Annotated in this window: 25 protein-coding genes and 1 pseudogene; 18 read left to right on the plus strand and 8 right to left on the minus strand. The window is 53.0% G+C overall.

The window, feature by feature from the left end; all coding sequences use genetic code 11:
• Positions 1 to 11 precede the first annotated feature (11 nt).
• Both FDX09_RS12200 and FDX09_RS12205 read left to right on the plus strand, forming a co-directional pair.
• On the plus strand, positions 12 to 353 hold the full coding sequence (locus tag FDX09_RS12200; protein ID WP_042308402.1) for a DUF3302 domain-containing protein: 342 nt from the start codon (positions 12 to 14) through the stop codon (positions 351 to 353).
• Positions 354 to 355: 2 nt separating this feature from the next.
• Entirely contained in the window at positions 356 to 1,495 is a 1,140-nt protein-coding gene (locus FDX09_RS12205) for an HlyD family secretion protein (RefSeq protein ID WP_137347278.1), read from the plus strand.
• Between the two features lie 45 nt (positions 1,496 to 1,540).
• On the opposite strand, the gene FDX09_RS12210 is transcribed toward FDX09_RS12205, so the two are convergent.
• Entirely contained in the window at positions 1,541 to 3,484 is a 1,944-nt protein-coding gene (locus FDX09_RS12210) for a methyl-accepting chemotaxis protein (RefSeq protein WP_137347279.1), read from the minus strand.
• Between the two features lie 155 nt (positions 3,485 to 3,639).
• The gene (hdeB, locus tag FDX09_RS12215) at positions 3,640 to 3,969 is read right to left on the minus strand and encodes an acid-activated periplasmic chaperone HdeB (protein ID WP_032939734.1); all 330 of its coding nucleotides are present in this window, start codon (positions 3,967 to 3,969) and stop codon (positions 3,640 to 3,642) included.
• A gap of 397 nt (positions 3,970 to 4,366) precedes the next feature.
• Here hdeB and FDX09_RS12220 point away from each other — a divergent pair, with 397 nt between their 5' ends.
• The 7 genes from FDX09_RS12220 to FDX09_RS12250 are packed head-to-tail and all read left to right on the plus strand — an operon-like array spanning position 4,367 to position 11,290.
• The gene (locus FDX09_RS12220; RefSeq protein WP_038640598.1) at positions 4,367 to 5,233 is read left to right on the plus strand and encodes a MurR/RpiR family transcriptional regulator; all 867 of its coding nucleotides are present in this window, start codon (positions 4,367 to 4,369) and stop codon (positions 5,231 to 5,233) included.
• A 14-nt stretch (positions 5,234 to 5,247) separates the two neighbouring features.
• Complete coding sequence (gene ddpX, locus FDX09_RS12225) at positions 5,248 to 5,835, plus strand: D-alanyl-D-alanine dipeptidase (RefSeq protein WP_137347280.1); 588 nt, start codon at positions 5,248 to 5,250, stop codon at positions 5,833 to 5,835.
• A gap of 15 nt (positions 5,836 to 5,850) precedes the next feature.
• A complete protein-coding gene (locus tag FDX09_RS12230) occupies positions 5,851 to 7,413 on the plus strand; it encodes an ABC transporter substrate-binding protein (RefSeq protein WP_137347281.1) in 1,563 nt (520 codons plus the stop codon).
• A gap of 44 nt (positions 7,414 to 7,457) precedes the next feature.
• Positions 7,458 to 8,480, plus strand: coding sequence for an ABC transporter permease (locus FDX09_RS12235; protein ID WP_038640603.1), 1,023 nt, complete (start codon positions 7,458 to 7,460; stop codon positions 8,478 to 8,480).
• The gene (ddpC, locus tag FDX09_RS12240) at positions 8,477 to 9,373 is read left to right on the plus strand and encodes a D,D-dipeptide ABC transporter permease (RefSeq protein WP_137347282.1); all 897 of its coding nucleotides are present in this window, start codon (positions 8,477 to 8,479) and stop codon (positions 9,371 to 9,373) included. Before FDX09_RS12235 ends, ddpC begins: the two co-directional genes overlap by 4 nt.
• Entirely contained in the window at positions 9,370 to 10,356 is a 987-nt protein-coding gene (locus tag FDX09_RS12245) for an ABC transporter ATP-binding protein (protein WP_038640607.1), read from the plus strand. Before ddpC ends, FDX09_RS12245 begins: the two co-directional genes overlap by 4 nt.
• Positions 10,349 to 11,290: an ABC transporter ATP-binding protein gene (locus FDX09_RS12250; RefSeq protein ID WP_085048204.1), complete on the plus strand. Its 942-nt coding sequence runs from the start codon at positions 10,349 to 10,351 to the stop codon at positions 11,288 to 11,290. The genes FDX09_RS12245 and FDX09_RS12250 overlap by 8 nt, the downstream gene beginning before the upstream one ends.
• 13 nt (positions 11,291 to 11,303) lie before the next feature.
• Here the strand turns inward: FDX09_RS12250 and FDX09_RS12255 are convergent, their stop codons facing one another.
• Positions 11,304 to 12,194, minus strand: a complete 891-nt coding sequence (locus FDX09_RS12255) for a LysR family transcriptional regulator (protein WP_038640611.1) — start codon at positions 12,192 to 12,194, stop codon at positions 11,304 to 11,306.
• Positions 12,195 to 12,336: 142 nt separating this feature from the next.
• On the opposite strand from FDX09_RS12255, the gene FDX09_RS12260 reads away from it, so the two are divergent.
• Genes FDX09_RS12260 through FDX09_RS12285 form a run of 6 tightly spaced genes read left to right on the plus strand, consistent with a single transcriptional unit; the run spans position 12,337 to position 18,049 of the window.
• The gene (locus FDX09_RS12260) at positions 12,337 to 13,044 is read left to right on the plus strand and encodes a CoA transferase subunit A (protein WP_032939731.1); all 708 of its coding nucleotides are present in this window, start codon (positions 12,337 to 12,339) and stop codon (positions 13,042 to 13,044) included.
• Between the two features lie 2 nt (positions 13,045 to 13,046).
• Positions 13,047 to 13,703, plus strand: a complete 657-nt coding sequence (locus FDX09_RS12265) for a CoA transferase subunit B (protein WP_038640615.1) — start codon at positions 13,047 to 13,049, stop codon at positions 13,701 to 13,703.
• Positions 13,704 to 13,713: 10 nt separating this feature from the next.
• Positions 13,714 to 14,916, plus strand: coding sequence for an acetyl-CoA C-acetyltransferase (locus FDX09_RS12270; protein WP_137347283.1), 1,203 nt, complete (start codon positions 13,714 to 13,716; stop codon positions 14,914 to 14,916).
• A complete protein-coding gene (locus FDX09_RS12275) occupies positions 14,906 to 15,829 on the plus strand; it encodes a 3-hydroxyacyl-CoA dehydrogenase family protein (protein WP_137347284.1) in 924 nt (307 codons plus the stop codon). Before FDX09_RS12270 ends, FDX09_RS12275 begins: the two co-directional genes overlap by 11 nt.
• A gap of 43 nt (positions 15,830 to 15,872) precedes the next feature.
• Complete coding sequence (locus tag FDX09_RS12280) at positions 15,873 to 17,267, plus strand: GntP family permease (protein WP_199951110.1); 1,395 nt, start codon at positions 15,873 to 15,875, stop codon at positions 17,265 to 17,267.
• Positions 17,268 to 17,278: 11 nt separating this feature from the next.
• A complete protein-coding gene (locus FDX09_RS12285; RefSeq protein ID WP_085048200.1) occupies positions 17,279 to 18,049 on the plus strand; it encodes a 3-hydroxybutyrate dehydrogenase in 771 nt (256 codons plus the stop codon).
• A gap of 47 nt (positions 18,050 to 18,096) precedes the next feature.
• Here the strand turns inward: FDX09_RS12285 and FDX09_RS12290 are convergent, their stop codons facing one another.
• Complete coding sequence (locus FDX09_RS12290; protein WP_085048199.1) at positions 18,097 to 18,528, minus strand: OsmC family protein; 432 nt, start codon at positions 18,526 to 18,528, stop codon at positions 18,097 to 18,099.
• Between the two features lie 228 nt (positions 18,529 to 18,756).
• On the opposite strand from FDX09_RS12290, the gene sra reads away from it, so the two are divergent.
• Both sra and maeA read left to right on the plus strand, forming a co-directional pair.
• Positions 18,757 to 18,897, plus strand: a complete 141-nt coding sequence (gene sra / locus FDX09_RS12295; protein ID WP_038640628.1) for a stationary-phase-induced ribosome-associated protein — start codon at positions 18,757 to 18,759, stop codon at positions 18,895 to 18,897.
• A gap of 179 nt (positions 18,898 to 19,076) precedes the next feature.
• The gene (maeA, locus tag FDX09_RS12300) at positions 19,077 to 20,774 is read left to right on the plus strand and encodes a malate dehydrogenase (protein WP_087856604.1); all 1,698 of its coding nucleotides are present in this window, start codon (positions 19,077 to 19,079) and stop codon (positions 20,772 to 20,774) included.
• 68 nt (positions 20,775 to 20,842) lie between these two features.
• Here the strand turns inward: maeA and FDX09_RS12305 are convergent, their stop codons facing one another.
• Positions 20,843 to 21,745, minus strand: a complete 903-nt coding sequence (locus FDX09_RS12305; RefSeq protein WP_121529055.1) for an endonuclease/exonuclease/phosphatase family protein — start codon at positions 21,743 to 21,745, stop codon at positions 20,843 to 20,845.
• Between the two features lie 418 nt (positions 21,746 to 22,163).
• Here FDX09_RS12305 and FDX09_RS12310 point away from each other — a divergent pair, with 418 nt between their 5' ends.
• Positions 22,164 to 23,879 (plus strand): ABC-F family ATP-binding cassette domain-containing protein, encoded by a 1,716-nt coding sequence (locus tag FDX09_RS12310; RefSeq protein ID WP_137347285.1) that lies wholly within the window; start codon positions 22,164 to 22,166, stop codon positions 23,877 to 23,879.
• An 81-nt stretch (positions 23,880 to 23,960) separates the two neighbouring features.
• Here FDX09_RS12310 and FDX09_RS12315 read toward each other — a convergent pair.
• From FDX09_RS12315 to fdnH, 3 genes and pseudogenes are all read right to left on the minus strand, one after another.
• Positions 23,961 to 24,561 (minus strand): annotated as a pseudogene (locus FDX09_RS12315) (inorganic diphosphatase); the annotation flags it as partial.
• A 129-nt stretch (positions 24,562 to 24,690) separates the two neighbouring features.
• A complete protein-coding gene (gene fdnI / locus FDX09_RS12320; RefSeq protein WP_038640638.1) occupies positions 24,691 to 25,347 on the minus strand; it encodes a formate dehydrogenase-N subunit gamma in 657 nt (218 codons plus the stop codon).
• The gene (gene fdnH, locus FDX09_RS12325) at positions 25,340 to 26,224 is read right to left on the minus strand and encodes a formate dehydrogenase N subunit beta (RefSeq protein WP_038640640.1); all 885 of its coding nucleotides are present in this window, start codon (positions 26,222 to 26,224) and stop codon (positions 25,340 to 25,342) included. Before fdnH ends, fdnI begins: the two co-directional genes overlap by 8 nt.
• Between the last annotated feature and the right edge of the window lie 7 nt (positions 26,225 to 26,231).

Here is a 26,231-nt window from a genome sequence, read left to right on the forward strand (position 1 = left end):
TTGGAGTTACTATGTTGCTCAATTATTTATCATTAGCAATACTCATCCTGGTGTTCTTAATTATTTTTTATGGCGTATTAATCTTGCACGACATCCCGTACGAGATTGCAAAGAAACGCAACCACCCTCACCTCGATGCCATACATGTCGCGGGTTGGGTCAGTTTATTTACATTACATGCGATTTGGCCATTTCTCTGGATTTGGGCAACATTATACAGTGATAAGCATGGCTGGCATGGCAATACCTCAGGACATAATATCGCTGAGCTAAGCGCGCGGATTGCGATACTGGAAAAAACACATGAACAAACTAATAGCGCATACAGCCCGCAGGATCCAAAGGTAAATTAATCGTGGAAATATTATTAACATTAACCTACGCCGCTATCGTTTACGTCATTTTTAAAGTATTTAAGGTTCCGTTGAATAAGTGGACATTACCCTCAGCGGTATTGGGGGGCGTGGTCATGCTTGGGGCGCTGATCCTTACCATGAATTATAATCATCCCTATACAGAAGATGCACAAAAATTGGTTGTGGGCATTCCCGTTGTTCCGCAAGTTACCGGGGTGGTTTCAGAAGTAACGGATAAAATTAACACACCAATAAAAAAAGGAGATGTCCTGTTTAAAATCGATCCTGCCCGTTATAAAGCTAAACTGGAAAAGCTTGAAGCGGACATTGTTACGGCAAAACATGACGTTCTGGCCCTTGAGGAGAAACGCAATAGCGCGCGACTGCAGCTAGAACAGGCCAGGGCTGAACGTGATAAATATTACAAAAACTATCAGCGCTACCAGAAAGGCAGTCAGGCAAAAGTGAACCCATTTACTGCCAATGATATTGATACAGCGCGCCAGGATTATCTGGCTCAGGATGCGGCGATGAACGCCGCCAATGCTGAACTGAACAGTATCCAGAAAGAACTCGACAGCACTATTCATGGACAAAACTCGCAGATCGCCAGTCTGCAAGCTCAAATTGATGAGGCTCGATTTAATTATGAGCAAACCATTGTTCGCGCCCCCAGCGACGGTTATGTCAGCCAATTACTGGTTCGTCCGGGAACCTATGCGTCGAGACTGCCTTTTAAGCCTGTTATGGTGTTTATTCCTGCGCACAAAAACCAAATTGTTGCGGCGTTTCGTCAAAACTCGATCTTACGTCTCAATGTGGGTGATGAAGCTGAGATTGTCTTCAATGGCCTGCCGGGACAAGTAGTACAGGGAAAAGTCATCAATGTTGCCCCCGTGATCCCGACCGGGGCTTATTATGCCCAGGGAACATTGCAATCCTTAAACGTCACACCGGGCAGTAACAAAGTGCTGGTCAGTATCGAAGTTGATAATAATCAGGCTGAACAGCAACTCCCAGACGGTGTTGCCGCTCAGGTTGCGGTCTATTCAGCTCAGCATTTTGAAGCATTATCATTGCTACGGAAAATACTCTTGCGCATGACCAGTTGGATGCACTACCTGTACCTTGATCATTAATCGACTGTCCGGGTGCAATGGTTACGCCCGGACCTCACTCGACGCTCAGGCGGTAGCAGGTTCTGGTAATCTAAATGAGGAGACCAGCAACGCCAGTTGTTCCGCCTCTTCTTTCAGGGCCTGGGTACGTGCTGCGGCATCATCAATTAACGAGGCATTCTGCTGAACGGTGCTGTCCATTTCGGTAACGGCCAGCGTGACTTCGGAAACGCCTTTACGCTGTTCTTCGCCTGCAACGCGTATTTCCCCCATCAACTGACGCACCTGCCGTACGTTATTGACCAGTTCTCCCAGCCGTTCGCCTGCATTGTGAATTTGCTGACTTCCGCTACCAACATGAGATACGGATTCATCAATTAATGCTTTAATTTCCTGCGCGGCGGTGGCGCTACGCTGGGCCAGCGTACGTACTTCAGAGGCGACAACGGCGAACCCTCTGCCCGCATCGCCCGCTCTGGCGGCTTCAACGGCGGCGTTCAGGGCCAGAATATTGGTCTGGAACGCAATGCTGTCAATCACCGCGACAATTTCCACCATTCTGCCGGATGACGCGCTGACGTTATCCATTGTTGAGATCACGCCCTGCATAACATCGCCACAGCGGTTGGCCGTTTGCGCGGTGCTATCGGATAGCTCATCCGCCAGTTGCGTATTACTGGCATTTTGATGAACGGTCGCATTTAACTGTTCCATCGCCGCCGAACTCTCTTCCAGCGCAGCGGCCTGCTGCGTGACGCGAGATGAAAGTTCCATATTGCTGTCTGCCAGGCTGACGGCATTATTCGCCACCACCACGCTACTGCTTCTGACGGTGATCAGAATGGCTGAGATTTTATCGACGAACAGATTAAACGCCTCGGCGATAGCCGAAATCTCATCTTTGCCGCGCACATCCAGGCGACGGGTAAGATCGCCTTCGCCCTGCGCAATATCATCGAGCGCCTGGCGGGTATCATCGAGACGCGAAATCAGTCGGCGAACCACCAGCCAGGATCCCACCAGCAATAGCGTCATAATTGGGATCAACACTTCCAGCACGTCCTGCATCATCACTTTGGCGAGACCGACGATGCGTGATTCAGGCGTCACCAGCCCCACGACCCAGCCGGTATCCGCCATCGGGAATAGCATTACCCGGGTCGGCGTATTCAACACATTGTCGTTGGCAAGCGTAATCGTCTTCACCCCATCTGCCGGACGTAAAGATTTAAGACCGTTTTCCACCGGGATAAGCCATTGCGCGCTTTGCGCCAGATCGTTAATGGTTTTGTGTTTTGTCAGGTCTGCCTGCGGGAAATAGAGAATTTGTCCCTGTTTATCCACCACGAACGCGTAACCGCCGGTGCTGTTTCCCTGCTGTTGCATAAAGGTGGCAACGTTATCGAGACGAATATCGGTAGTGGCGACGCCGGCAAACTTACCGGCCAGTTGATAAGGAACGCTGCAGGTTACCATGTTGACCCCGGAACTGGTATCCTGGTAAACATCAGACCATAAGCAGCTGTTTTGTGAATGTCCCTTGGCATGCTGATACCAGCTTTCATTGTGGTATCCGCTTGATCCTTCGACGTTATAGTCGTTGGAGTACATCAGCTTTCCTTCAGCGTTACGCGCCCAGAAAAAGCTGCGTTTTTCTACGCCTGCGGTGAAGGCGTCTGGTTCTGGCCAAATGCCGCCGCCGGTAATGATCGATTCTTTATCTTCACCTATCAAATGTGGAACAACGCTTTGATATAGCGATTCATCGTTGGGCAGCACTTCGGCCAGTCGCGACAAACCGACGGTCTCACCTTCAATTCGCGACAACACGGTACTTAACTGGCGGGTTAAACCTTGCCCCGTTTCTTCGATCAGGGCGGTATTGATTTCAACGACGCGCGGCTGCCCTCGCCAGAGCATAATCGCAACAATAACAAGTGTAGTGACTGCAAGCAGCAGAATGCCGCCAATGGTTAAACGCGTTGAAATACGAGTAGGATACCAGGCCATACAAACTCCTTCTGCAAAAGGCTAACTTTTACCCAGTATCGGCACCGGCGTTTTTATCTTTATAAAGTTTCCTTAAGTATTGCAAAATAAATAAGTGACGGCGTCACAAATAGCAAAACCCAGCACTTTGGCCGGGTTTTAATAACGCTTTAATTTTATTTTGATAATTCTTTTTTGATTTCGTCTTTTATTTTACTTAATTCGCTCTGCGGATGTTTTTTACAAAGTTCTACGGTCAGAGGTACTGCGGTTGTGACGGTTTCGTTATAGTCGACGTAATCACCACCTTTGAAATCTTCGTCTTCATTAAGCACCCAGAAAGCCACCGGAGCCATGGTCTGCGGGTTCAGATCAATGAATTCCTGGCAGCTCATGCCTTTCGGCGTCACTTCAGTTTTCGCGCTATCAGTGGCTGCATTGACGCTAACACTGGTTAACAGCGCTGCGACCAGAATACCTGCTGTAGAAAGGGAGAATTTATTCATTGTAGTACTCCATTTATAATATAGATAATATCTACACTCGCGCTTCAAACCGTTAATGTAGTTCGCAAAAATAATACCCCTACCGTTATAAGAATAAAGATTGCCATTATTGATTTGGCTGAAATTGATATTTCCCATTACCGATTCTGATGTTTGAGGGGGAATGTTGCCGACAATGTGATCGTTCCGACGAAATCAGCAGATTCATACCCCGCTCTCCTGTCGCTGCACCAAAACTGAACTACGCTGCACAAATGTTGATCATTGGTTAATGAATATGGTTTGTGTTTTAACAAAAACAGCCAGCGTATGCTGTTAGCGACCTGGCACGCGTCCTGCATTGTTAATTCACTAACAGTGAGCCGTCATCTGACAGACAACTAACAGCGAGAAGGTAATGACAGCGAAACCTGAATTATTTACCCGCATAGAACAGACCTTCAGCCAGCTTACGCCGAGCGAAAAGCGCGTAGCCGGATGGCTGTTAGCCCACGGTGTACAGATCCCTTTTGAAACCGCGGATGGCATCGCTAAAGCAGCAGGAACCAGCGGCATTACCGTAGGACGCTATCTGCGTAAGCTGGGCTTTCGCAATCTGGAGGATGCAAAAGCCAGCCTGCGTGAGCTGCCCGTCGTCCCCTATCAGCCCTGGGGAATGAACGAACGGCTGGATTCCTGGCACCAGCAGCAAAGCCTGCCGGATCGTGCGCAGCAGTCGCTGTTACTGGAAATCGACGCCATTACCCATGTCTATCAACTCGCGCAAAGCGAAACATTTTTACGCATTGCGCAGCAGCTGGCGCATGCGGAAGCGGTTTACATCCTCGGGATCCAATCTACACGTGGGATTGCCAACGCCTTTTTTAGTCATCTTGAATACCTGCGGCCTAAAGTCAGCTACTCCGAAGGGCTTTCCGGCAGTTGGGTCGAGTCGCTGAATTCGGGATTTAACCAGCCATACGTGGTGATCACCGACATGCGCGCCTACTCCGCTATCTCCCGACAATATTGCCGTGTCGCGACAGAACGCCATATTCCACTGGCGCTGATCACCGATGTGTGGTGTCCGTGGGCCAGAGATTATGCCCTTGATTTACTCCAGGTAAAAACTGACACCGGACATTTCTGGGATTCTCTGGCTCCCGTGAGCTGTCTGTTCAACTTATTACTCTCTGCGGTGGTGGAGCAACTTGGTGATTCCCTCGCAGGACGCCTGCAAACCAATCGCCAGTTACAACAACAGTTTGGTCAATTCGAACAATAAACAGGAAATGTGCTATGTCAGAAACCCCAGAACTGGTCGATCTGTCGGTGATATTCCCGTCACTGCATATCGATCTCAAATACGCCACGGCCGACAACATTACCGGCGCGCCTATCTACCGGGAAGCGCGCTGCCTGTTACACCGCGAGGCGGTAACCGCGCTGGCTAAAAGCATCAGTATCGCGCAACTGGCGGGCCTGAAGCTTGTAATCTATGACGCGTATCGCCCCCAGCAGGCGCAGGCGGTGCTGTGGAATGCGTGCCCGGATCCCCAGTACGTCGTCGATGTGGCGATTGGATCCAATCACAGCCGTGGGACGGCCATCGACGTTACGCTGATGGACGATCGTGGCAATGTTCTTGATATGGGCGCTGATTTTGATGAGATGCACGAGCGTTCTCATGCCTGGCACCCTTCTGTTCCACCAGCCGCGCAGCGTAACCGGTTGTTACTCAACGCCATTATGTTCGGTGGCGGTTTTGTCGGCATTAACAGCGAGTGGTGGCATTTTGAATTACCTGATGCCGCGCGTTATCCACTGCTTGACGACCAGATAGCCTGTTTCCCTGTTCCCCCCATAACAACACAACATCCTTTTTAATTCTGGAGCCTGGTTATGAAGACTACACCTGCGTTAAATGCGTTTTTTCGCCCCGCTCTGATCGCCATTGCGCTGGCATTTGCCCTCCCTGCCGCGCAGGCCGCCGTGCCGAAAGATATGTTGGTCATCGGTAAAGCCGCCGACCCGCAGACGCTCGACCCCGCCGTGACAATCGATAACAACGACTGGACGGTCACCTATCCCTCTTATCAGCGTTTGGTTCAGTACAAAACCGAAGGCGGTAAAGGCTCAACGGAAGTTGAAGGTGATTTAGCCAGCGGCTGGAAAGCCTCTGACGATCAGAAAGAGTGGACGTTCACCCTGAAAAACGATGCCAAATTCGCCGACGGTACGCCGGTGACGGCAGATGCAGTAAAACAATCCTTTGAGCGCCTGCTCAAAATTGGCCAGGGACCCGCTGAAGCATTCCCGAAAGATCTGAAGGTTGAGGCCATTGATGACAATACGGTGAAATTTACCCTCAGCCAGCCGTTCGCGCCATTCCTGTATACGCTGGCAAATGACGGGGCCTCAATTATCAACCCGGCAATCTTAAAAGAGCATGCCGCAGACGATGCCCGCGGATTCCTGGCGCAGAACACGGCAGGCTCCGGTCCTTTCATGCTGAAAAGCTGGCAAAAAGGACAACAACTGGTACTGGTGCCAAACCCGCATTATTCCGGGGCCAAACCAACGTTTAAGCGGGTTTCGGTAAAAATCATTGGTGAAAGCGCCTCCCGTCGCCTGCAGTTGTCGCGTGGCGATATCGACATTGCCGACGCGCTTCCAGTCGACCAGTTGGCCGCTTTAAAACAGGAAGGCAAAGTTAACGTAGTGGATTATCCCTCGCTGCGCGTGACCTATCTGTATCTGAACAACAGTAAAGCGCCGCTCAATCAGGTGGATTTACGCCGCGCCATCTCATGGGCCACCGATTATAAAGGCATGGTGAATGGGATCCTCAGTGGCAATGGTAAACAGATGCGCGGTCCGATCCCTGAAGGTATGTGGGGTTTTGATGACAAGGCTATGCAGTACAGTTTTGATGAAGCCAAAGCGAAAGCCGCATGGGACAAGGTCGCGAACAAACCCGAGAGCCTGAGTTTCTTGTATTCAGATAATGACCCTAACTGGGAGCCGATTGCCCTCTCTACCCAGGCCAGTCTCAACAAACTGGGTATTAAGGTGAAGCTGGAAAAACTGGCGAATGCCACCATGCGTGACCGCGTGGGTAAAGGGGATTACGACATTGCTATCGGCAACTGGAGCCCGGATTTCGCCGACCCGTACATGTTCATGAACTACTGGTTTGAGTCAGATAAAAAAGGTCTGCCGGGTAACCGTTCATTCTATGAAAAAAGTGAGGTCGATAAGCTGCTGCGTAGCGCATTAGCCACCACCGATCCGGTTGCCAGAACCAATGATTACCAGCAGGCGCAAACCATCGTGATTGATGAAGCGGCCTACGTCTATTTATTCCAGAAAAACTATCAACTGGCGATGAACAAAGACGTCAAAGGATTTGTATTTAACCCCATGCTGGAACAGGTCTTCAATATCTCCACCATGAGTAAATAAGCCACGTTGATGCGGAGCCACTCAGGCTCCGCAAGGGGAAGCTAATGACGTTCTGGAGCATTTTACGCCAGCGATGCTGGGGACTTATTCTGGTGGTTATCGGTGTTTGCGTGATCACCTTTATTATTTCGCACCTGATCCCAGGCGACCCCGCACGGTTGCTGGCGGGCGATCGCGCCAGCGATGAAATTGTCGAAAATATTCGTCAACAGCTGGGGCTGAACCAGCCGCTGTATGTGCAGTTCTTTCGCTATGTGAGCGATATCTTTCAGGGCGACTTAGGCACCTCTATTCGCACCGGACGCCCGGTACTGGATGAACTGCGTATCTTCTTTCCCGCCACCCTGGAGCTGGCTTTCTGCTCTTTGTTGCTGGCGCTGGTGATCGGTATTCCGTTAGGTATTTTATCTGCAGTCTGGCGCAACCGTTGGCTTGATCACCTCGTTCGCCTGATGGCGATTACCGGCATCTCCACGCCTGCATTCTGGCTGGGGCTGGGGGTTATCGTGCTGTTTTACGGTCATCTGCAAATTTTGCCCGGTGGTGGACGGTTAGACGACTGGCTGGATCCACCGGCTCATGTCACCGGATTCTACCTGATTGATGCCCTGCTGGAAGGCAATGGCGAAGTCTTTTTCAATGCGCTCCAGCACCTGATCCTGCCGTCACTGACGCTGGCTTTTGTGCACTTAGGGATCGTTGCCCGCCAGATTCGCTCCGCCATGCTGGAGCAACTGAGTGAAGATTACATTCGTACCGCGCGCGCCAGCGGACTGCCGGGCTGGTACATCGTGCTGTGTTACGCGTTGCCGAATGCGCTTATTCCATCAATAACCGTGCTCGGCCTGGCATTGGGCGATCTGCTCTACGGTGCGGTACTGACCGAAACGGTCTTCGCCTGGCCGGGAATGGGCGCCTGGGTGGTAACGTCGATTCAGGCGCTCGACTTCCCGGCGGTGATGGGATTTGCCGTAGTGGTCTCTTTCGCTTATGTGCTGGTCAACCTGGCGGTTGATTTACTCTACCTGTGGATTGACCCACGTATTGGACGCGGAGGTGCTGAATGATGCTCACTCAAGAAACGCCGACCGCCCCACAGACTGTTCGTCGTCGTACGGACTGGGCGAAATTGTTGTGGATGATGAAAAGCAGCCCGCTGACGTTGATAGGCGGGGTCATCATTGTACTGATACTGTTGCTGATGGTGCTGTCTCCGTGGATTACGCCTTACGATCCTAATGCCATCAATTTAAGTGCGCGCCTGCTGCCACCGTCCGCGGCCCATTGGTTTGGTACCGATGAAGTGGGCCGCGATCTGTTCAGCCGTGTTCTGGTCGGAAGCCAGCAGTCGGTCGTCGCTGGTCTGGTGGTGGTGGGAATTGCCGGCGGATTGGGTTCGCTGCTGGGTTGTCTGTCTGGTGTCATGGGGGGACGCGCCGATGCAATTATCATGCGAATAATGGACGTCATGCTGTCCATCCCTTCGCTGGTACTGACAATGGCGCTGGCCGCTGCGCTGGGACCCAGCCTGTTTAACGCCATGCTGGCGATTGCCATCGTACGTATTCCTTTTTATGTGCGCCTCGCCCGCGGTCAAACGTTAGTGGTGCGTCAGTTTACCTATGTCCAGGCTGCGCGGACCTACGGCGCTTCTCGCTGGCACCTGATTAGCTGGCACATTTTACGTAACTCTTTACCGCCGCTGATTGTGCAGGCGTCGCTGGATATCGGCAGCGCGATCCTGATGGCCGCCACGCTCGGGTTTATTGGTCTGGGCGCACAGCAGCCCAGCGCGGAATGGGGAGCGATGGTGGCGATAGGCCGCAACTACGTGCTTGATCAGTGGTGGTATTGCGCTTTTCCCGGCGCCGCAATTCTGATTACCGCCGTGGGCTTTAATCTTTTTGGCGATGGTATTCGCGACCTGCTGGATCCGAAAGCCGGAGGAAAACAGTCATGACACAACCCGTACTGGAAATTGAGGATTTGCATCTGAGTTTCCCCGGCTATAAAGCTGACGTGCATGCGCTGAACCATGTTTCGCTGCATATCAACCGCGGAGAAATTGTCGGCGTGGTCGGTGAATCCGGTTCCGGCAAGTCCGTGACGGCGATGCTTACCATGCGGCTGCTGCCGGAGGGCAGCTATCATATTCACCAGGGACGCGTTTCGCTACTGGGTGAAGATGTGCTCAACGCCAGCGAAAAGCAAATGCGTCAATGGCGCGGCGCACGCGTTGCGATGATCTTTCAGGAGCCCATGACCGCGCTTAATCCCACGCGACGTATCGGCCAGCAGATGGTGGAAGTTATCCGCCATCACCAGGCGCTAAGCCGCACGGATGCTCGCCAGAAAGCCATCGCTTTGCTGGAAGAGATGCAAATTCCGGACGCGGCGGAAGTGATGAAACGTTTCCCGTTTGAACTTTCCGGCGGTATGCGCCAGCGGGTGATGATTGCGCTGGCCTTTTCCTGCGAGCCGGAACTGATCATTGCCGATGAACCGACCACCGCGCTCGACGTCACGGTACAGCTGCAGGTGCTGCGTTTATTGAAGCTAAAAGCGCGCGCCAGCGGGACAGCCGTACTATTTATCAGCCATGATATGGCGGTGGTGTCACAATTGTGCGACCGGTTATATGTCATGTATGCCGGAAGCGTGATTGAGAGTGGTCCAACACCAACCGTTATTCAGCATCCCACGCATCCCTATTCCATCGGCTTGCTGAAATGTGCGCCGGAACACGGCGAACCGCGCGCATTGCTGCCTGCCATTCCCGGCACCGTACCGAATTTAACCCGCTTACCGAGCGGATGCGCATTTCGTGAGCGCTGTTTTGCGGCTGGCCCTCGCTGTGACGAGACGCCGGCATTAAGCAGTCAGGGAGGCGCGGATCAACAATCGGCCTGCTGGTATCCGCAACTGGAGACAACACATGTCTGAATTTTTACTGGCCCTGCAGGATGTTCATGTCAGCTTTCCCGCGCGTAAAAACTGGCTCGGCAAGGTTACCGAACGGGTGCATGCGCTCAACGGTCTGGATTTACAGATTCGACAGGGAGAAACGCTGGGGATTGTCGGTGAATCCGGCTGCGGAAAAAGTACGCTGGCGCAACTGCTGATGGGGATGCTGCAACCCAGTCAGGGAAACTACTCTCGCCGCGATGACAAGCAGCACAATGGTATGCAGATGGTCTTTCAGGACCCGCTTTCATCGCTTGATCCGCGCTTACCGGTGTGGCGAATTATCACCGAACCGGTGTGGATCCAGAAGCGAAGCTCCGAGCGTGAACGCCGCATTCTTGCCGAAGATTTGGCGCAACAGGTAGGGATCCGCCCTGAATATCTCGACCGTCTGCCGCATGCGTTCTCCGGCGGGCAGCGTCAGCGTATTGCCATTGCCCGGGCGTTGTCGTCAGAGCCGGACGTGATTGTACTGGATGAACCCACTTCGGCGCTGGATATCTCCGTGCAGGCGCAAATTCTTAACCTGCTGGTGTCATTGCAGGCACGCAGAAATCTGACCTATGTGCTGATATCGCATAACGTGTCGGTGGTTCGCCATATGAGCGATCGCGTGGCGGTGATGTACCTTGGGCAAATTGTTGAACTGGGAGAAACGCAGCAGGTTCTTACTCATCCTGCCCATCCCTACACGCGATTATTACTCGACTCCGTCCCTAAAACGGGAGCACCGCTGGCGGAGGATTTAGTATTACGGAAAACCGAACTACCGGGGAACCGAACGCTGCCTGAGGGCTGTTTTTTTCGTGACAGATGTCCGTTGGCGATCCGTGGCTGTGAGAATAAACAGATCTTGCTGTCCAGCGAATCAGGATGTGAGGTTCGCTGCTGGCGGGCGGTTAACGTGAGCTGAACGCGGCGGAAAATCAGGCGCAATACGCCTTTTTCAGGGTATCCACCAGCACTTCTGAGGCGGTAGATAACTTATGATGTGCCGAACGCAGAACGCCGATCCGACGCTGGATCACTGGCGTGTCCAGATCGATACAGGTTGCGCCTAATTCAGTCATTTGCGTACGGCACAGCGCGGGTACCGCGCTGCCGCCCAGGCCCTTAGCCACCAGCCGGCCAATGGTCACCAGTTGATGGCTCTCCAGCGCCACCTCCAGCGAATGCCCGCTTTGCACCAACTGTTCTTCCAGCATCAGACGCACAGCGGAAGGTCGTTGCAGAGTGATGAAATCCAGCGTCAGCAGTTCACGCCACGCAATACGATCCCGCCCTGCCAGTCGGCATGTTGGCGGGACAATCGCGATAAAACGATCCACACCAAGCGGGGTGAAATGCAGATGCCCGGAATAGTCCGGTTCGAAGGCAATGCCCATCTCCACCCGCCCTTCACTCACCATCTCAATGACTTGTTCGTTGATCACATCGTGAACCGTTACGTTGATACCGGAATAGGAATCACGAAACGTCTTCAGTACTGACGGCAGGACGTTAGCAGCAAATGAAGGCATGGCGGCAATAGAGATTTTACCGCGTTGCAGCGTGAATCGCTGGCGCATTGCCTCTTCCGTGTTCTCCCAGTCCGCGAGCAACTGTCGCCCCATGTTCAGCAACGTTTCCCCTTCCTGCGTCAGGGTCACCTTGCGGGTGGTTCTCAACAGTAAAGCCCCACCTAACGAATCCTCCAGTCCTTTAATCGCCAGACTTAATGCGGGTTGCGACATATTCAGTCTTTCACTGGCATGAGCAAAATTCAGAGTGTGAGCTACCGCTAAAAACGCGCGTAACTGTTTGATGCTCATTCCCATTTCGCATTCCTTTAACCTGTTGAATACCTTTAATTAACATTAAATTGATAAAAAAACCCAATGAGTGAGTCACAAATTTAAAATTAACAAATCATTTTTCTCCCTCAATGATGTCGGCAAGGACAACAGGAGGGGCAAGTATATGGCTGGACTGGATAAACGGGTCGCCACGTATCAAGAGGCGCTGGAAGGACTGACCGACAACATGACGCTGCTCGCGGGCGGTTTTGGCTTATGTGGCATCCCTGAAAATCTGATTGCCGAAGTACGTCGTCGGGAGGTTCAGGGTCTTACCGTGGTGTCAAACAACTGCGGCGTGGACGGTTTTGGCCTCGGCGTACTGCTGGAAACGCGTCAGGTGCGCAAAGTGGTTGCATCCTATGTGGGTGAAAACGCGCTGTTTGAAAAGCAGGTGCTTAGCGGCGAACTGGAAGCCATCCTGACGCCGCAAGGCACGCTGGCGGAGCAGTTGCGCGCTGGCGGCGCGGGGATCCCCGCTTTCTTCACCGCGACCGGATACGGGACCCCCGTGGCCGAAGGAAAAGAGGTGCGCGAGTTTGCCGGACGTCCGTACATTTTAGAGCAGGCCATAACCGGGGACTTTGCGCTGGTCAAAGGCTGGAAAGCCGACTGGTACGGCAATGTTATCTATCGCCATACCGCACAGAATTTTAATCCGCTGATGGCCGCTGCCGGGCGCATTACCGTGGTGGAAGTTGAAGAGATTGTCCCCCCTGGCGAGTTGGATCCCGCTGCGATTCATACTCCCGGAATTTTTGTTAACCGCATTATTCAGGGGCAATTTGAAAAACGTATTGAACAACGCACCCTGCGCCAGAAAGGAGCCTGACCATGTTAACGCGTGAACAAATGGCAATGCGTGTCGCCCGTGAGCTGCGCGACGGTTATTACGTCAATCTTGGGATTGGTATTCCCACTCTGGTAGCGAACTACATCCCCGATGGTATGGACGTGATGCTGCAATCGGAAAACGGTTTGCTGGGTATGGGGCCGTTTCCCACAGAAGACGAAATTGATGCAGACATGATCAACGCCGGAAAACAGACCGTGACGGCGCGCAAAGGCGCAGCGATTTTCGACTCGGCGCAATCCTTCGCGATGATCCGCGGCGGCCACGTTGACCTGACGGTGCTCGGCGCGTTTGAAGTCGATGTAAACGGCAATATCGCCTCGTGGATGATCCCCGGAAAAATGGTGAAAGGCATGGGCGGCGCAATGGACCTGGTGGCTGGAGCCGACAACATCATCGTGGTGATGACCCATGCCTCCAAAAACGGTGAGTCAAAATTGCTTCCCGCCTGCACCCTGCCGCTGACTGGCGTGGCCTGCATCAAACGCGTACTTACCGATCTGGCGCTGCTGGAGATTGCCGACGGGGCGTTCATTCTGCGTGAACGCGCCCCGGGTATCAGCGTGGATGACATCGTCGCCAGAACCGCCGGCAAGCTGATCGTTCCTGAAAATGTCCCCGAGATGCAATTTAACTGAGGAGCTGACCATGCAGGATGTTGTTATTGTCGCGGCAACGCGTACCCCGATTGGCAGTTTTCATGGCGCGCTGGCGCCGCTTTCGGCGGTTGAACTCGGTTCGGTGGTTATCCGTTCCCTGCTGGAAAAAACGGCCGTGGCGCCTGAGCAAATTGATGAAGTGATTTTGGGTCAGGTGCTCACGACGGGCAGTGGTCAAAATCCGGCCAGACAGACGGCGTTACGCGCGGGCTTACCGGTCACTACGCCAGCGCTAACCATTAATCTGGTGTGCGGCTCGGGCCTGAAGGCGGTGCATCAGGCGGTACAGGCGATTCGCTGCGGTGATGCGCAAATTGTGATTGCCGGTGGACAGGAGAGCATGAGCAATGCGCCCTATTTCCTCGACGGCGCGCGGGCCGGTCTGCGCCTGGGTCATGCCAGCCTGAAAGACAGCGTAGTGCATGACGGTTTATGGGACGCCTTCAACGACTATCACATGGGCATTACCGCGGAGAATCTGGCGGATAAGTTCGCTATCAGTCGTGAGCAACAGGACGCATTTGCTCTGCACTCCCAGCAAAAAGCAACTGCCGCGATTGAAGCCTGTCGTTTTAGTGCGGAGATTACCCCGGTCAGCGTTCCGCAGGGGAAAAAACCGCCGCGTGTTGTGGACCGCGACGAACAGCCGCGCCCGGATACTCAGGCTGATAAGCTGGCTCAGCTCAAGCCAGCGTTTCGGCCAGGAAACGGCACGGTGACCGCCGGGAATGCTTCTTCAATCAATGATGGCGCCGCGGCGGTGATGCTAATGAGCGCCGCCAAAGCCGCGGAACTCAATTTGCCGGTTCTGGGACGGGTTGCGGGCTACGCGGTCTCCGGCGTCGATCCGGCCATTATGGGTATTGGGCCGGTAGATGCGTCACTTCAGTGTCTGCAACGGGCAGGCTGGGCGCTGAACGATGTTGATCTCATTGAAGCCAACGAAGCGTTTGCCGCACAAGCGCTGGCGGTTGGCGAATCACTGAACTGGGACAGCAGCAAAGTTAACGTCAATGGCGGCGCGATCGCGCTGGGTCATCCGATTGGCGCCTCCGGGTGCCGGATTCTGGTGACCCTGCTGCATGAAATGGCCCGCAGCAACGCCGCCAAAGGGTTGGCCACACTGTGCGTAGGCGGCGGTCAGGGTGTCGCGCTGGCAGTAGAGCGTCCGGGGGGATCTCATGAAAAATAAGCAAATTTGCGTACTGGGCGCGGGTTTAATGGGCGTCGGCATCGCCACCCACTTTGCCCGCTTTGGTCACGATATCTGGTTGTACGACACCGATAGCAGCCGAATTGCGGAAATTAGCCATATTGCCAGCGGTATTGTGGATGAGCTTATTGCTACTGAACAATTTGCTCTAAGCGAAAAAGCATCGGTTATGAACCGTCTACACGGTACGACGTCGCTACAGGATATTGCCGCGTGCGGATTGCTGATTGAAGCCATCCCGGAACGCCTCGAACTTAAACATGCGCTGTATGCGCAACTGGAAGAGCTGATCGCACCGGAGGCGGTGATCGCCAGTAATACCAGCGGACTGCCACCCGATGCCCTGGCAGAAAAGCTTGCCTATCCTGAGCGGTTGCTGATTGCCCATTTCTGGAACCCGCCACACTTTATTCCGCTGGTTGAAATTGTGCCGGGGACGGCAACGAAGGCGGAATATCTCCATGAATTACAACAACTACTGCTGTCGATGCAGCTGGAAGCGGTCGTACTCGATCGCGCCGCGCCAGGGTTTGTCGGCAACCGTCTGCAATTCGCCCTGCTGCGTGAAGCGTTGCATATCGTTAAAAGCGGTATCGCCAGCGCGGAGGTAGTGGATCAGGTAATGCGTGCCTCGCTCGGACGACGCTATGCCATGGTTGGTCCGCTGGAGGCGGCTGATATGACCGGTCTTTCTACGGTACAGGACATTTGTCAGCATCTGTTACCCACGCTCGCCACCGGTAGCGACATGATGTCGCTGGTCGCTGACAAGGTTGCCAACGGTGATACTGGTTTGCGCAGCGGCCAGGGATTTTATCGCTGGGATGATTCGCGCAAGGAGTACATCCAGCAACGCAGAGAGCACCAGCTGCGCTTTGCCCTGAAACCGTAACTTCTCTTTCTGTACCCCACTATAACAATGATATTGAGGAGTCATGATGAGTGTATTAATCGCCCTGGCAGCGCTGGGCCTGCTGATGCTTGCAGCCTATCGCGGATACAGCGTCATCCTGTTTGCCCCCATCGCAGCATTAGGTGCTGTATTGCTTACTGAACCCAGCGCCGTCGGCCCTGCCTTCACCGGCCTGTTTATGGAAAAAATGGTCGGTTTTGTGAAGCTTTACTTCCCGGTATTTTTGCTGGGTGCGGTGTTTGGCAAGTTAATCGAGTTGTCTGGTTTTTCCCGCTCTATTGTTGCCGCCGCCATCAATATTCTCGGGCGGCGTCACGCCATCCCGGTGATCGTGCTGGTGTGCGCGCTGTTAACCTACGGCGGGGTATCGCTGTTCGTCGTGGCGTTTGCGGTGTATCCCTTTGCGGCGGAGCTGTTCCGCCAGAGTAATATCCCTAAGCGCCTGATCCCGGCCACCGTTGCGCTGGGCGCGTTTTCCTTCACGATGGACGCCTTGCCGGGCACGCCGCAGATCCAGAATATTATTCCGACCAGCTTCTTTGGGACTAACGCCTGGGCCGCGCCGTGGCTGGGGCTGATAGGCTCGCTGTTTATTATTTTCGTCGGTCTGGTTTATCTCGAACGTCAGCGTCGTAAAGCGCAGGCAAAGAATGAAGGCTATGGCACTGAACTGTTAAACGAGCCGGAAACGCCGGATAACATTAACCTGCCGAACCCGATAATCGCTATCTCTCCGCTGATTCTGGTTGGGGTATTTAACCTGCTGTTTACCCGCTGGATCCCACAGTGGTACGGCGCAACACATCAACTGGAACTGCCAGGCCTTGCCAAACCGATTACCACCGAAGTCGGTAAAATTACCGCTATCTGGGCGGTGGAAGCGGCGCTGATTTCAGGGATCCTGCTGGTGGTGCTGTTCGGCTATCGCAACATTAAAGGTCGCCTGGCGGAAGGCAGCAGAACGGCGGTTGGCGGCGCGATCCTCGCGGCGATGAACACCGCGTCGGAGTATGGTTTTGGTGCGGTGATCGCTGCCCTGCCGGGTTTCCTTGTGTTGTCAAAAGCGCTGGCGGCGATCCCCGACCCGCTTCTTAACGAAGCCATCAGCATCACCACGCTGGCCGGGATCACCGGCTCGGCGTCTGGCGGAATGAGTATTGCCCTCGCCGCCATGTCTGACACTTTTATTGCCGCTGCCCATGCCGCCAATATTCCACTCGAAGTCTTCCACCGCGTGGCGTCAATGGCCAGTGGCGGCATGGATACCCTGCCGCACAACGGCGCGGTCATTACCCTGCTGGCTATTACCGGCCTCAGCCATCGTCAGGCGTACGGCGGGATTTTCGCCATCACCGTGATCAAAAGCCTGGCCGTGCTGTTTGTTATCGGCGTCTTCTACACCACCGGAATTGTTTAAGGAGAATCATCATGAACTTAACGGGAAAAACCGCCCTGGTTACCGGCTCGACCAGCGGTATTGGATTAGGCATCGCTCAGGTGCTGGCACAAGCGGGCGCTTCGTTGATCCTCAACGGGTTTGGTGATGTCGAAGCCGCCAAAGACGCCGTGGCGCAGTATGGCAAAACGCCAGGCTACCACGGCGCGGACCTGAGCGATGAAGCGCAAATTGCTGACATGATGCGCTATGCCGCAAGCGAATTTGGCGGTGTGGATATCCTGGTCAACAACGCCGGGATCCAGCATGTGTCTCCGGTAGAAACCTTCCCGGTTGAAAAATGGAACGCGATTATTGCTATTAACCTCTCATCCGTTTTTCACACTACGCGACTGGCGCTGCCAGGCATGCGCGCACGGAACTGGGGACGCATCATTAATATCGCCTCGGTTCACGGCCTGGTGGCTTCTAAAGAGAAATCCGCATACGTGGCAGCCAAGCACGGCGTGGTGGGATTAACCAAGACCATTGCGCTGGAAACCGCGCAGACCGGCATCACCTGCAATGCGCTATGCCCCGGTTGGGTGCTCACACCGTTGGTTCAGCAGCAGATTGATAAACGTATTGCCGAAGGCGCTGCGCCTGACGTCGCACGTGACGCCCTGCTGGCGGAAAAGCAACCGTCGCGCGAATTCGTCACGCCGGAGCAGTTAGGGGAACTCGCGTTGTTTTTATGTTCAGACGGTGCGGCGCAGGTACGAGGCGTTGCGTGGAATATGGATGGCGGCTGGGTGGCGCAATAACATCATCGGGTGCCGGATAAGACGCAGTCGCATCCGGCACGCCACGATTAAGACTTCAGCTGATAATCCAGTGTAATTTCCGCGTTCAGTACCTGCGAAACTGGGCAGCCGGCCTTCGCTTTCTGGATGATGCCGTCAAACGTGGCGGCGTCTATCCCCGGAACGCTTACCTCACTGTGCAGCGCTACTTTGGTTATCGCAAATCCCGCATCCACCTTATCCAGAGAAACATCGGCAGTGGTATCAATGGCGTCTGGCGTAAAGCCCGCATCGCCCAGCATTAACGAAAGCGCCATTGAGAAGCAGGCGGCATGGGCCGCGCCAATCAACTCTTCAGGATTGGTGCCTTTTACCCCTTCGAACCGCGTATTAAACCCATACGGTTGCTGATTCAGCACGCCACTTTCGGTCGATACGGTACCTTTACCGCGTTTAATGTCGCCTTCCCAGTGTGCCTGACCCTTCTTATGGATAGTCATTACCGTTCTCCTGTGTTGTCGTTGAAGTTACAAGTATAGGACGCCTGAGAAAATGCATGATCCATCCGGGATAGTTCTGCATTTACCGCTTAAGCATTGACCTTTCAGACAAAATGACCGACCATCCTGAAAGCCGTTATTTTAAACATCGGCTTTCTATCAGGTTGTATTTCGTCCGTTGTTATACGGGCTCGCCCTTGAAACCAGAAACAGGATTAAGGAGTTAGAATGAAATCGAACCGTCAGGCCCGTCATATTCTTGGACTGGACCACAAAATCTCAAACCAACGTAAAGTCGTGACCGAAGGTGACAAAACCAGTGTGGTCAACAATCCTACCGGAAGAAAACGCCGCGCTGACGGCAAATAGTCTTTCGCAGGTCTGACTGAATAACGAGATAAACACCATTGCAACCGCAGTGGTGTTTTTGCTTATAAAACCCCATACCCCATTCACAATGCTTTATACTTCGCCCGTTTCCCTGGCGGACAGGCCACATACGATCATAAAGAACGCCAGGGACGGTTATTCAAAAAAGAGTGAGTGACATGGAAAACGAAACTAAAAAACTGCGTTCCCTTTACATCCCCTACGCTGGCCCGGTACTGCTGGAATTCCCTTTACTGAATAAAGGGAGCGCTTTCAGTGTGGAAGAACGCCGTAACTTCAACCTGCTGGGGTTACTGCCGGAAGTGGTCGAGACGATTGAAGAACAGGCTGAACGCGCCTGGATCCAATATCAGGGATTCAAAACCGAAATCGACAAGCATATTTACCTGCGTAACATTCAGGACACCAACGAAACCCTGTTTTACCGACTGGTGCATAATCACCTTGATGAGATGATGCCGGTTATCTATACCCCAACGGTAGGTGCTGCCTGTGAGCGTTTCTCTGAGATCTACCGTCGCGCGCGCGGTGTGTTTATCTCTTATCAGAACCGCCACAATATGGACGATATCCTGCAGAACGTACCTAACCACAATATCAAAGTCATCGTCGTCACCGACGGTGAACGTATTCTGGGCCTTGGCGACCAGGGGATCGGCGGGATGGGTATTCCGATCGGTAAGCTGTCGCTGTATACCGCGTGTGGCGGAATTAGTCCGGCCTACACCCTGCCGGTCGTCCTGGACGTCGGTACTAACAATCAGCAACTGCTGAACGATCCGCTGTATATGGGCTGGCGTAATCCGCGTATCACTGATGATGAATACTACGAATTTGTCGATGAATTCATCCAGGCTGTGAAGCATCGTTGGCCGGACGTGCTGCTGCAATTCGAAGACTTCGCGCAGAAAAATGCGATGCCGTTGCTGAACCGCTATCGCGATGAAATTTGCTCGTTTAACGACGATATTCAGGGCACCGCAGCCGTTACCGTTGGTACGCTCATTGCCGCCAGCCGCGCGGCGGGTAGCCAATTAAGTGAACAGAATATCGTGTTCCTTGGAGCGGGCTCAGCCGGTTGCGGGATTGCCGAGCAGATCATCGCGCAAATCCAGCGTGAAGGTTTAAGCGAGGAAGCGGCGCGTCAGCGCGTGTTTATGGTCGATCGCTTCGGCCTGTTAACCGACAAAATGCCGAACCTGCTCTCCTTCCAGACCAAGCTGGTGCAAAAACGCGAAAATCTGCAGCACTGGGATACGCAAGAGGATGTGCTGTCGTTACTCGACGTGGTGCGTAACGTTAAGCCGGATATCCTGATTGGTGTTTCCGGACAGACCGGCCTGTTTACCGAAGAGATCATCCGCGAAATGCACAAGCATTGTCCGCGCCCCATCGTCATGCCGCTGTCTAACCCGACTTCACGCGTGGAAGCTACGCCACAGGATATTATCGCCTGGACCGAAGGTAACGCGCTGGTTGCGACCGGTAGTCCGTTCGCGCCGGTAGTGTGGAAGGAAAAAGTCTTCCCGATTGCCCAGTGTAACAACGCCTATATTTTCCCGGGTATCGGGCTGGGTGTTATTGCTTCCGGCGCATCGCGCATTACCGATGAAATGCTGATGTCGGCCAGTGAAACACTGGCGCAGTATTCACCGCTGGTGCTGAACGGCGAAGGACTGGTGTTACCTGAACTGAAAGACATTCAGACAGTTTCCCGTGCGATTGCTTTTGCCGTGGGTAAAATGGCCCAGCAGCAAGGCGTAGCTGTGAAAACGTCCGCCGAAGCGCTGCAACAGGCGATTGACGATAATTTCTGGCAGGCAGAATATCGCGACTACCGTCGAACTTCTATTTGACGGTTTGCCCGGCAGCAGAGTCTGCCGGGCAATTTTAAGCGTTCGATGAACGAAATACAGTATGTAGATTACTGTTCTGAAAGTTCCAGCTCAGCGATAACCGGCAGGTGATCGCTCGCCGTAGACCACGTAAATTCGGGTGAGTTATGTGGAATTTCCAGATTTTTGACGTTCCACTTCTGCCCTTTAAACGTGAAAATATGGTCTATATCGATCGCAGGGTTAACGGCTGGCCAACTGCGGGTATCAACCCCTTCTTTCGTCACTTCGTTGAAAAAGTAACGTATTTCTTTCAGCGGCTGCTCGTCCCGGGTCGAATTAAAGTCCCCTGCAAGGATTTTAATTGAGGAGGCGATATCCGGGAAATCTGATGTCGCGTCGCCAATGCTGATATCTAAAAGATAGCGGGCTTGTTCCGTACGCATGGTAGGATCTTTTTGCCAGTCGAGATGGGTCACCATAATGATGGGGGCAGAATCAAACCCAGGCACGTCAACCTGCGCCAGTAACGCCACGCGTTGTTCAGCATTACCCGACGGTAATTTTACCACCTGCGTGTGCAATATTTTATATTTGGAAAGCAGTCCTAACCCGTACTCACCGCCATCAAAATCGAGTGCTTTACCAAAGGCGTAATACAGTTTATTGGCATCAGCGATTTTTTTGAGTTGATCGATCTTTTGACTGCGCCCTGTTTTATTATCAACCTCTGGCACTGCTATAATATCTGCATCTATTCTTTTAATAGCTGAATTAAGTGCCGTAAAATCCGCCACATCAGCAGATGCTTCATTTTTACCAATGTTATAGGTGGCAATCTTTAAATGCGGGTTATTCTGCGTGTAAATTTTGTCAGGAACACCACCCTTTTGCACTTTAAGTATCTCATTACCAGCGAGTTTTTCGCTTGCTTGTGCATTTGCAAATAAACATCCCAGCGCAATCATCGTCAATGTCATTGTTTTTTTCATGTCATCTATTCTCCAAATAATAAAATAGTGAGCGACAGCGTACCGGAGAACAGCGATCGTTATTGTGATCCTTAACTCATGCTTTCGACGCGACGAAAATTAACTTTTGCCTGATTTATTTGTCTTGTGATCTGCTGGGCGTTCAAAGCTTGCGCTACCGCGTATGTTGCGATTACACTTTCATCACCGATTAACATTCTGAAAAACAAAAGGAGGATACTTATGCTGTACTGTGAACGTTTTATCGTTTCACATGCTTTTGGCGATCGCCAGTGCTCAAGCGTTATCGGTATCGTGCTGCGATAACTTCTGCTTGAGCGAAGCTAACTTCTCAATCCCCTTCTCTCGGGCTTACCGGGTTATCGTCAGCGATGTTTGACGAGGCGTTTTTACGCCTGTAACTCTTGAGTAAGCAACAATGAGCACATTACTAACCGCACAATCTTTACACGTTGATACGGCATTTGGCACGCTATTCGACGATCTTTCCTTCACCCTGAAAAAAGGTGACCGCATCGGGCTTATCGGTTACAACGGCTGCGGCAAAAGTACGCTGTTAAAACTGCTTGATGGCACGATTTCACCCACCAGCGGGTCTATCGCGCAGGCGAATCACTGTCATCTCGCACGTGTGGAGCAACATTTACCTGACGATATACTGCCGCTTACGTTGCAAGAGGCGGTGCTTGCTCAACTTCCCGAGCATGAACGCGCGAGCCAGCAATGGCGAGTTGAAGCGTTGCTGGCCGAAATGGGTTTCACGCCGGAGAATTTATCTCTGACAGCACAAACGCTGAGCGGCGGACAACACACGCGTCTGTTATTAGCGCGGGCGCTGATGCGAAATCCTGACCTGCTACTGCTGGATGAACCGGGTAACCACCTGGATTTGCCTACATTACTGTGGCTGGAACAGTTCTTACAGAACTGGTCTGGTAGTTTTGTGGTGGTTTCCCACGATCCGCAGTTGCTGGATGCCGTGACTCACGGGACCTGGATCCTGCGCGATCGCACCCTGCATGCCTTCGATCTGCCCTGTAGCGCGGCGCGTCAGGCTCTGGTAGACAGAGACGCCAGCGATGCTTTGCGCCATAAGGCTGAACAAAAGGAGATCGACCGTGTCACCGCCAGCGCCAAACGGCTGGCGACCTGGGGGCGGGTCTACGACAACGAAGACCTTTCCCGTAAAGCCAAGCAGATGGAAAAACAGGTGCTGCGCCTGAAAGAGGTACAGACCGAAGTAACCTCGGGAAGTCAGTGGACACTAACATTGCAGGGTGATGCCCTGCGTGCGGATCGTTTGCTGGAGATGACTCATCTGTCCGTGGCCCCTGCTCCTGGCGCAGATTCGCTGTTTTCGATAGCCGGTATCCGCGTAAAAAGCGGCGATCGCGTGGCGATTGTCGGGCGCAATGGTTGTGGGAAATCATCGCTGTTAAGGCTTATCTGGCAACAGTTTCACTCGCAGCTGGCATCGCCTTCATTGGTGTTACATCCGCGCGTTACGCTGGGGTATTACGATCAGACGCTGCACCAACTCGCTGATGACGACTCGCTGTTTGACGCGCTGGAAGCGTTTGCTCCTCAGCCTGATATTCGCAAAATGGCCTTGATTAGCGCGGGCTTTCCATGGGTTCGTCACGCACAGCGGGTCAGTACATTAAGCGGTGGCGAGCGTTCCCGGTTATTGTTTGTGGGACTGACGCTTGCGCGTTATAGCCTGCTGATGCTTGATGAACCGACCAACCATCTGGATATGGAAGGCAAAGAGGCGCTGGCAGAAACGCTGCAAAGCTATCACGGCGGCGTGCTGCTGGTCAGTCACGATCGCCAACTTATCAGCAAAAGCTGTAACCGGTTCTGGTTTATTGATAACGGCGAACTCAGCGAATGGCACGATCTGGACGCGATCAACGCGCGAATTCGGGAAACATCTGCTGAGATACCCGTCCCGAAAACGGTGGTTGAAGCGAGAAATGAAATAAGCCGCGACAGTGATGCGTTACTGGAACAACTTCTCGAACTGGAGCAGCGGCTGGCCGACGATCTCGCTCGTAAGCCGAAACATCAAAAACCGCTGTTACAAGCGCAATGGCGTCAGGAGATTGCGCGTCTGAACTCAATACTGGAGTAAACCGCATTGCCGGATGGCGCAAGCTTATCTGGCCTACATCAGCAAAATGCGCCTGTAGGCCCGTCATCCGGCATGCCATGTATTACTGCGGTTTTTTCTCTTTCCAGGCATCCCAGGCCTGTTTGATCTCTTGCTTTGCCGTAGCGGCGTCGTTGAAACCGTTTAATTCTACTTTTTTGCGCCCTTCCGGCAGATCTTTGTACACGCGGAAGAAAGATTCCAGGCGTTGCACTTCAATCTTGGGCAGATCGCTCAACTCTTTGATGTCATCATAAGTCGGGTCAATTTTACTGGCCGGAACGGCGACAATTTTGTCGTCCTTTTCTCCGCCGTCGATCATCTTCAGCACGCCAATCGCGCGCAGCTTAATCAATGTTCCTGGGGCCAGTGGCGCACGGGTATAAAAAATGACGTCCAGCGGGTCGCCGTCACCGGCTAAAGATTGAGTCAACGAGCCGTAGTTGGCGGGATAGGCAACCGGCATTGACTGGAAGCGATCGGCAACGATAAAACCGGTTTTGGCGTCGGTTTCATATTTAATCATTCCACCTGCCGGGATTTCAGTTACGGCATAAAACTCTTCCGGGTTATTTTCCGGCTGAGGAAATTCGAGGATGTTCTGCGCCTGAGCGGACGCACAAAGAAACACGCTGACTGCGAGTAATTTTTTTACCAGATGCATTGTCTTTTAACTCTTCTATTATTGAAAAGACAACACCTTACGTTGAGCAGATGACAGAAACATGACGTTTTTTTGGCAAAAAAATGGCGCTACTGATGTAGCGCCATTACGTGGAGGTAACGTCAGGGATTAGTTAACCCCTTCCTCGCTCTCTTTTTTCGCTTCTTGTCTTTCGACTTCGCGATACCAGCGCGGGTGATGTTTCTTCGCCCAGCGACGGCTCACTTTCCCTTCGATCATGCCTTTAATAGAGCCTTTCACCCAGAATGCCATATACATATGGATGAGGATGGCGTGCATCAGGATAATGCCTGCCGCCGCATGGATCAGCAGGCTATAACGCACGACCTGCATCGGGAAGAACTGTGCAAAGTACGGACGCCAGATAATAATGCCGGTAATCAGCAGCACGAAAATCATGCTCATGATCGACCAGAACATCATTTTCTGTCCGGCGTTGTACTTGCCCACATCCGCCACTTTATGTTCATTGCCTTTCAGCACTTCCACAATGTTTTTCAGCCACGGAATATCTTTTTTATCCGGGATGTTGTGGTGAACAAAGCGTACAAACATGAACATTAACGCCACGAAGATCAGCAGCCCGAAGAACGGGTGCAAAATACGCCCCATCTGCGGCGTACCGAAAGTCTGCGTCAGCCATTGCAGAGTCGGGAAGAAAAATGAAATCCCCGACAGCGCCACCAGGAAGAAGCAGATCACCACCGTCCAGTGACAGGCGCGGTCGATAAACTTCGTGCGCACAATCATTTTCGACTTACTCATGATGATCCTCCTCGTCGTCGTCCACTTCCTTATTCGGACCAATACCAACGTAGTGGTAAATAAGTCCGGCGAAGGTGGCGATAAATCCGGCTGCGGCCAGCGGTTTCAGCGCCCCTTTCCACAGATTGATAGAGGTATCAATCTGCGGATCTTTCGGCAGGCCGTGGTACAGCTCCGGCTGGTTGGCATGATGCAGAACGTACATCACATGCGTCCCCCCCACACCTTCCGGGTTGTAGAGTCCGGCGTGTTCGAAACCGCGAGCTTTCAGTTTGGCCACCCGCTGTTCGCCCATTTCCAGCATTTCCTGCTTGGTGCCGAAATGTATTGCCCCTGTTGGACAGGTCTTGACGCAGGCAGGCTCCTGCCCGACGCTGACGCGGTCCACACACAGCGTACATTTATACACGCGGTTATCCTCTTTATTGAGGCGCGGAATATTAAATGGACACCCGGCAATACAGTAGCCGCAGCCAATGCAGTGCTCTGACTGGAAATCGACAATCCCGTTGGCGTACTGAATAATCGCCCCGGCAGACGGGCACGCCTTCAGGCAGCCCGGATCTTCACAGTGCATACAGCCGTCTTTACGAATTAGCCACTCAAGCTTGCCGTTCTGTTCGGTTTCGCTAAATCGCATCACCGTCCAGGATTTGGCGCTGAGATCGGCGGGGTTGTCATACACCCCGACGCAATGACCGACTTCATCGCGGATATCGTTCCACTCTGAACACGCCACCTGGCAGGCCTTACAGCCTATACAGGTGGACACATCGATCAGTTTCGCGACCTCTGCTTTGTAATCACGGGCCTGAGGCGGCGGCGTGATGGAGTTTGTTGCGGACCGTTTGATGATGTCCTGCGTTTCCATAGACATATATTCG

The organism is Citrobacter sp. wls717, assembly GCF_005280955.1.
In the GTDB taxonomy this organism is placed as follows: Bacteria; Pseudomonadota; Gammaproteobacteria; order Enterobacterales; family Enterobacteriaceae; genus Citrobacter; species Citrobacter werkmanii.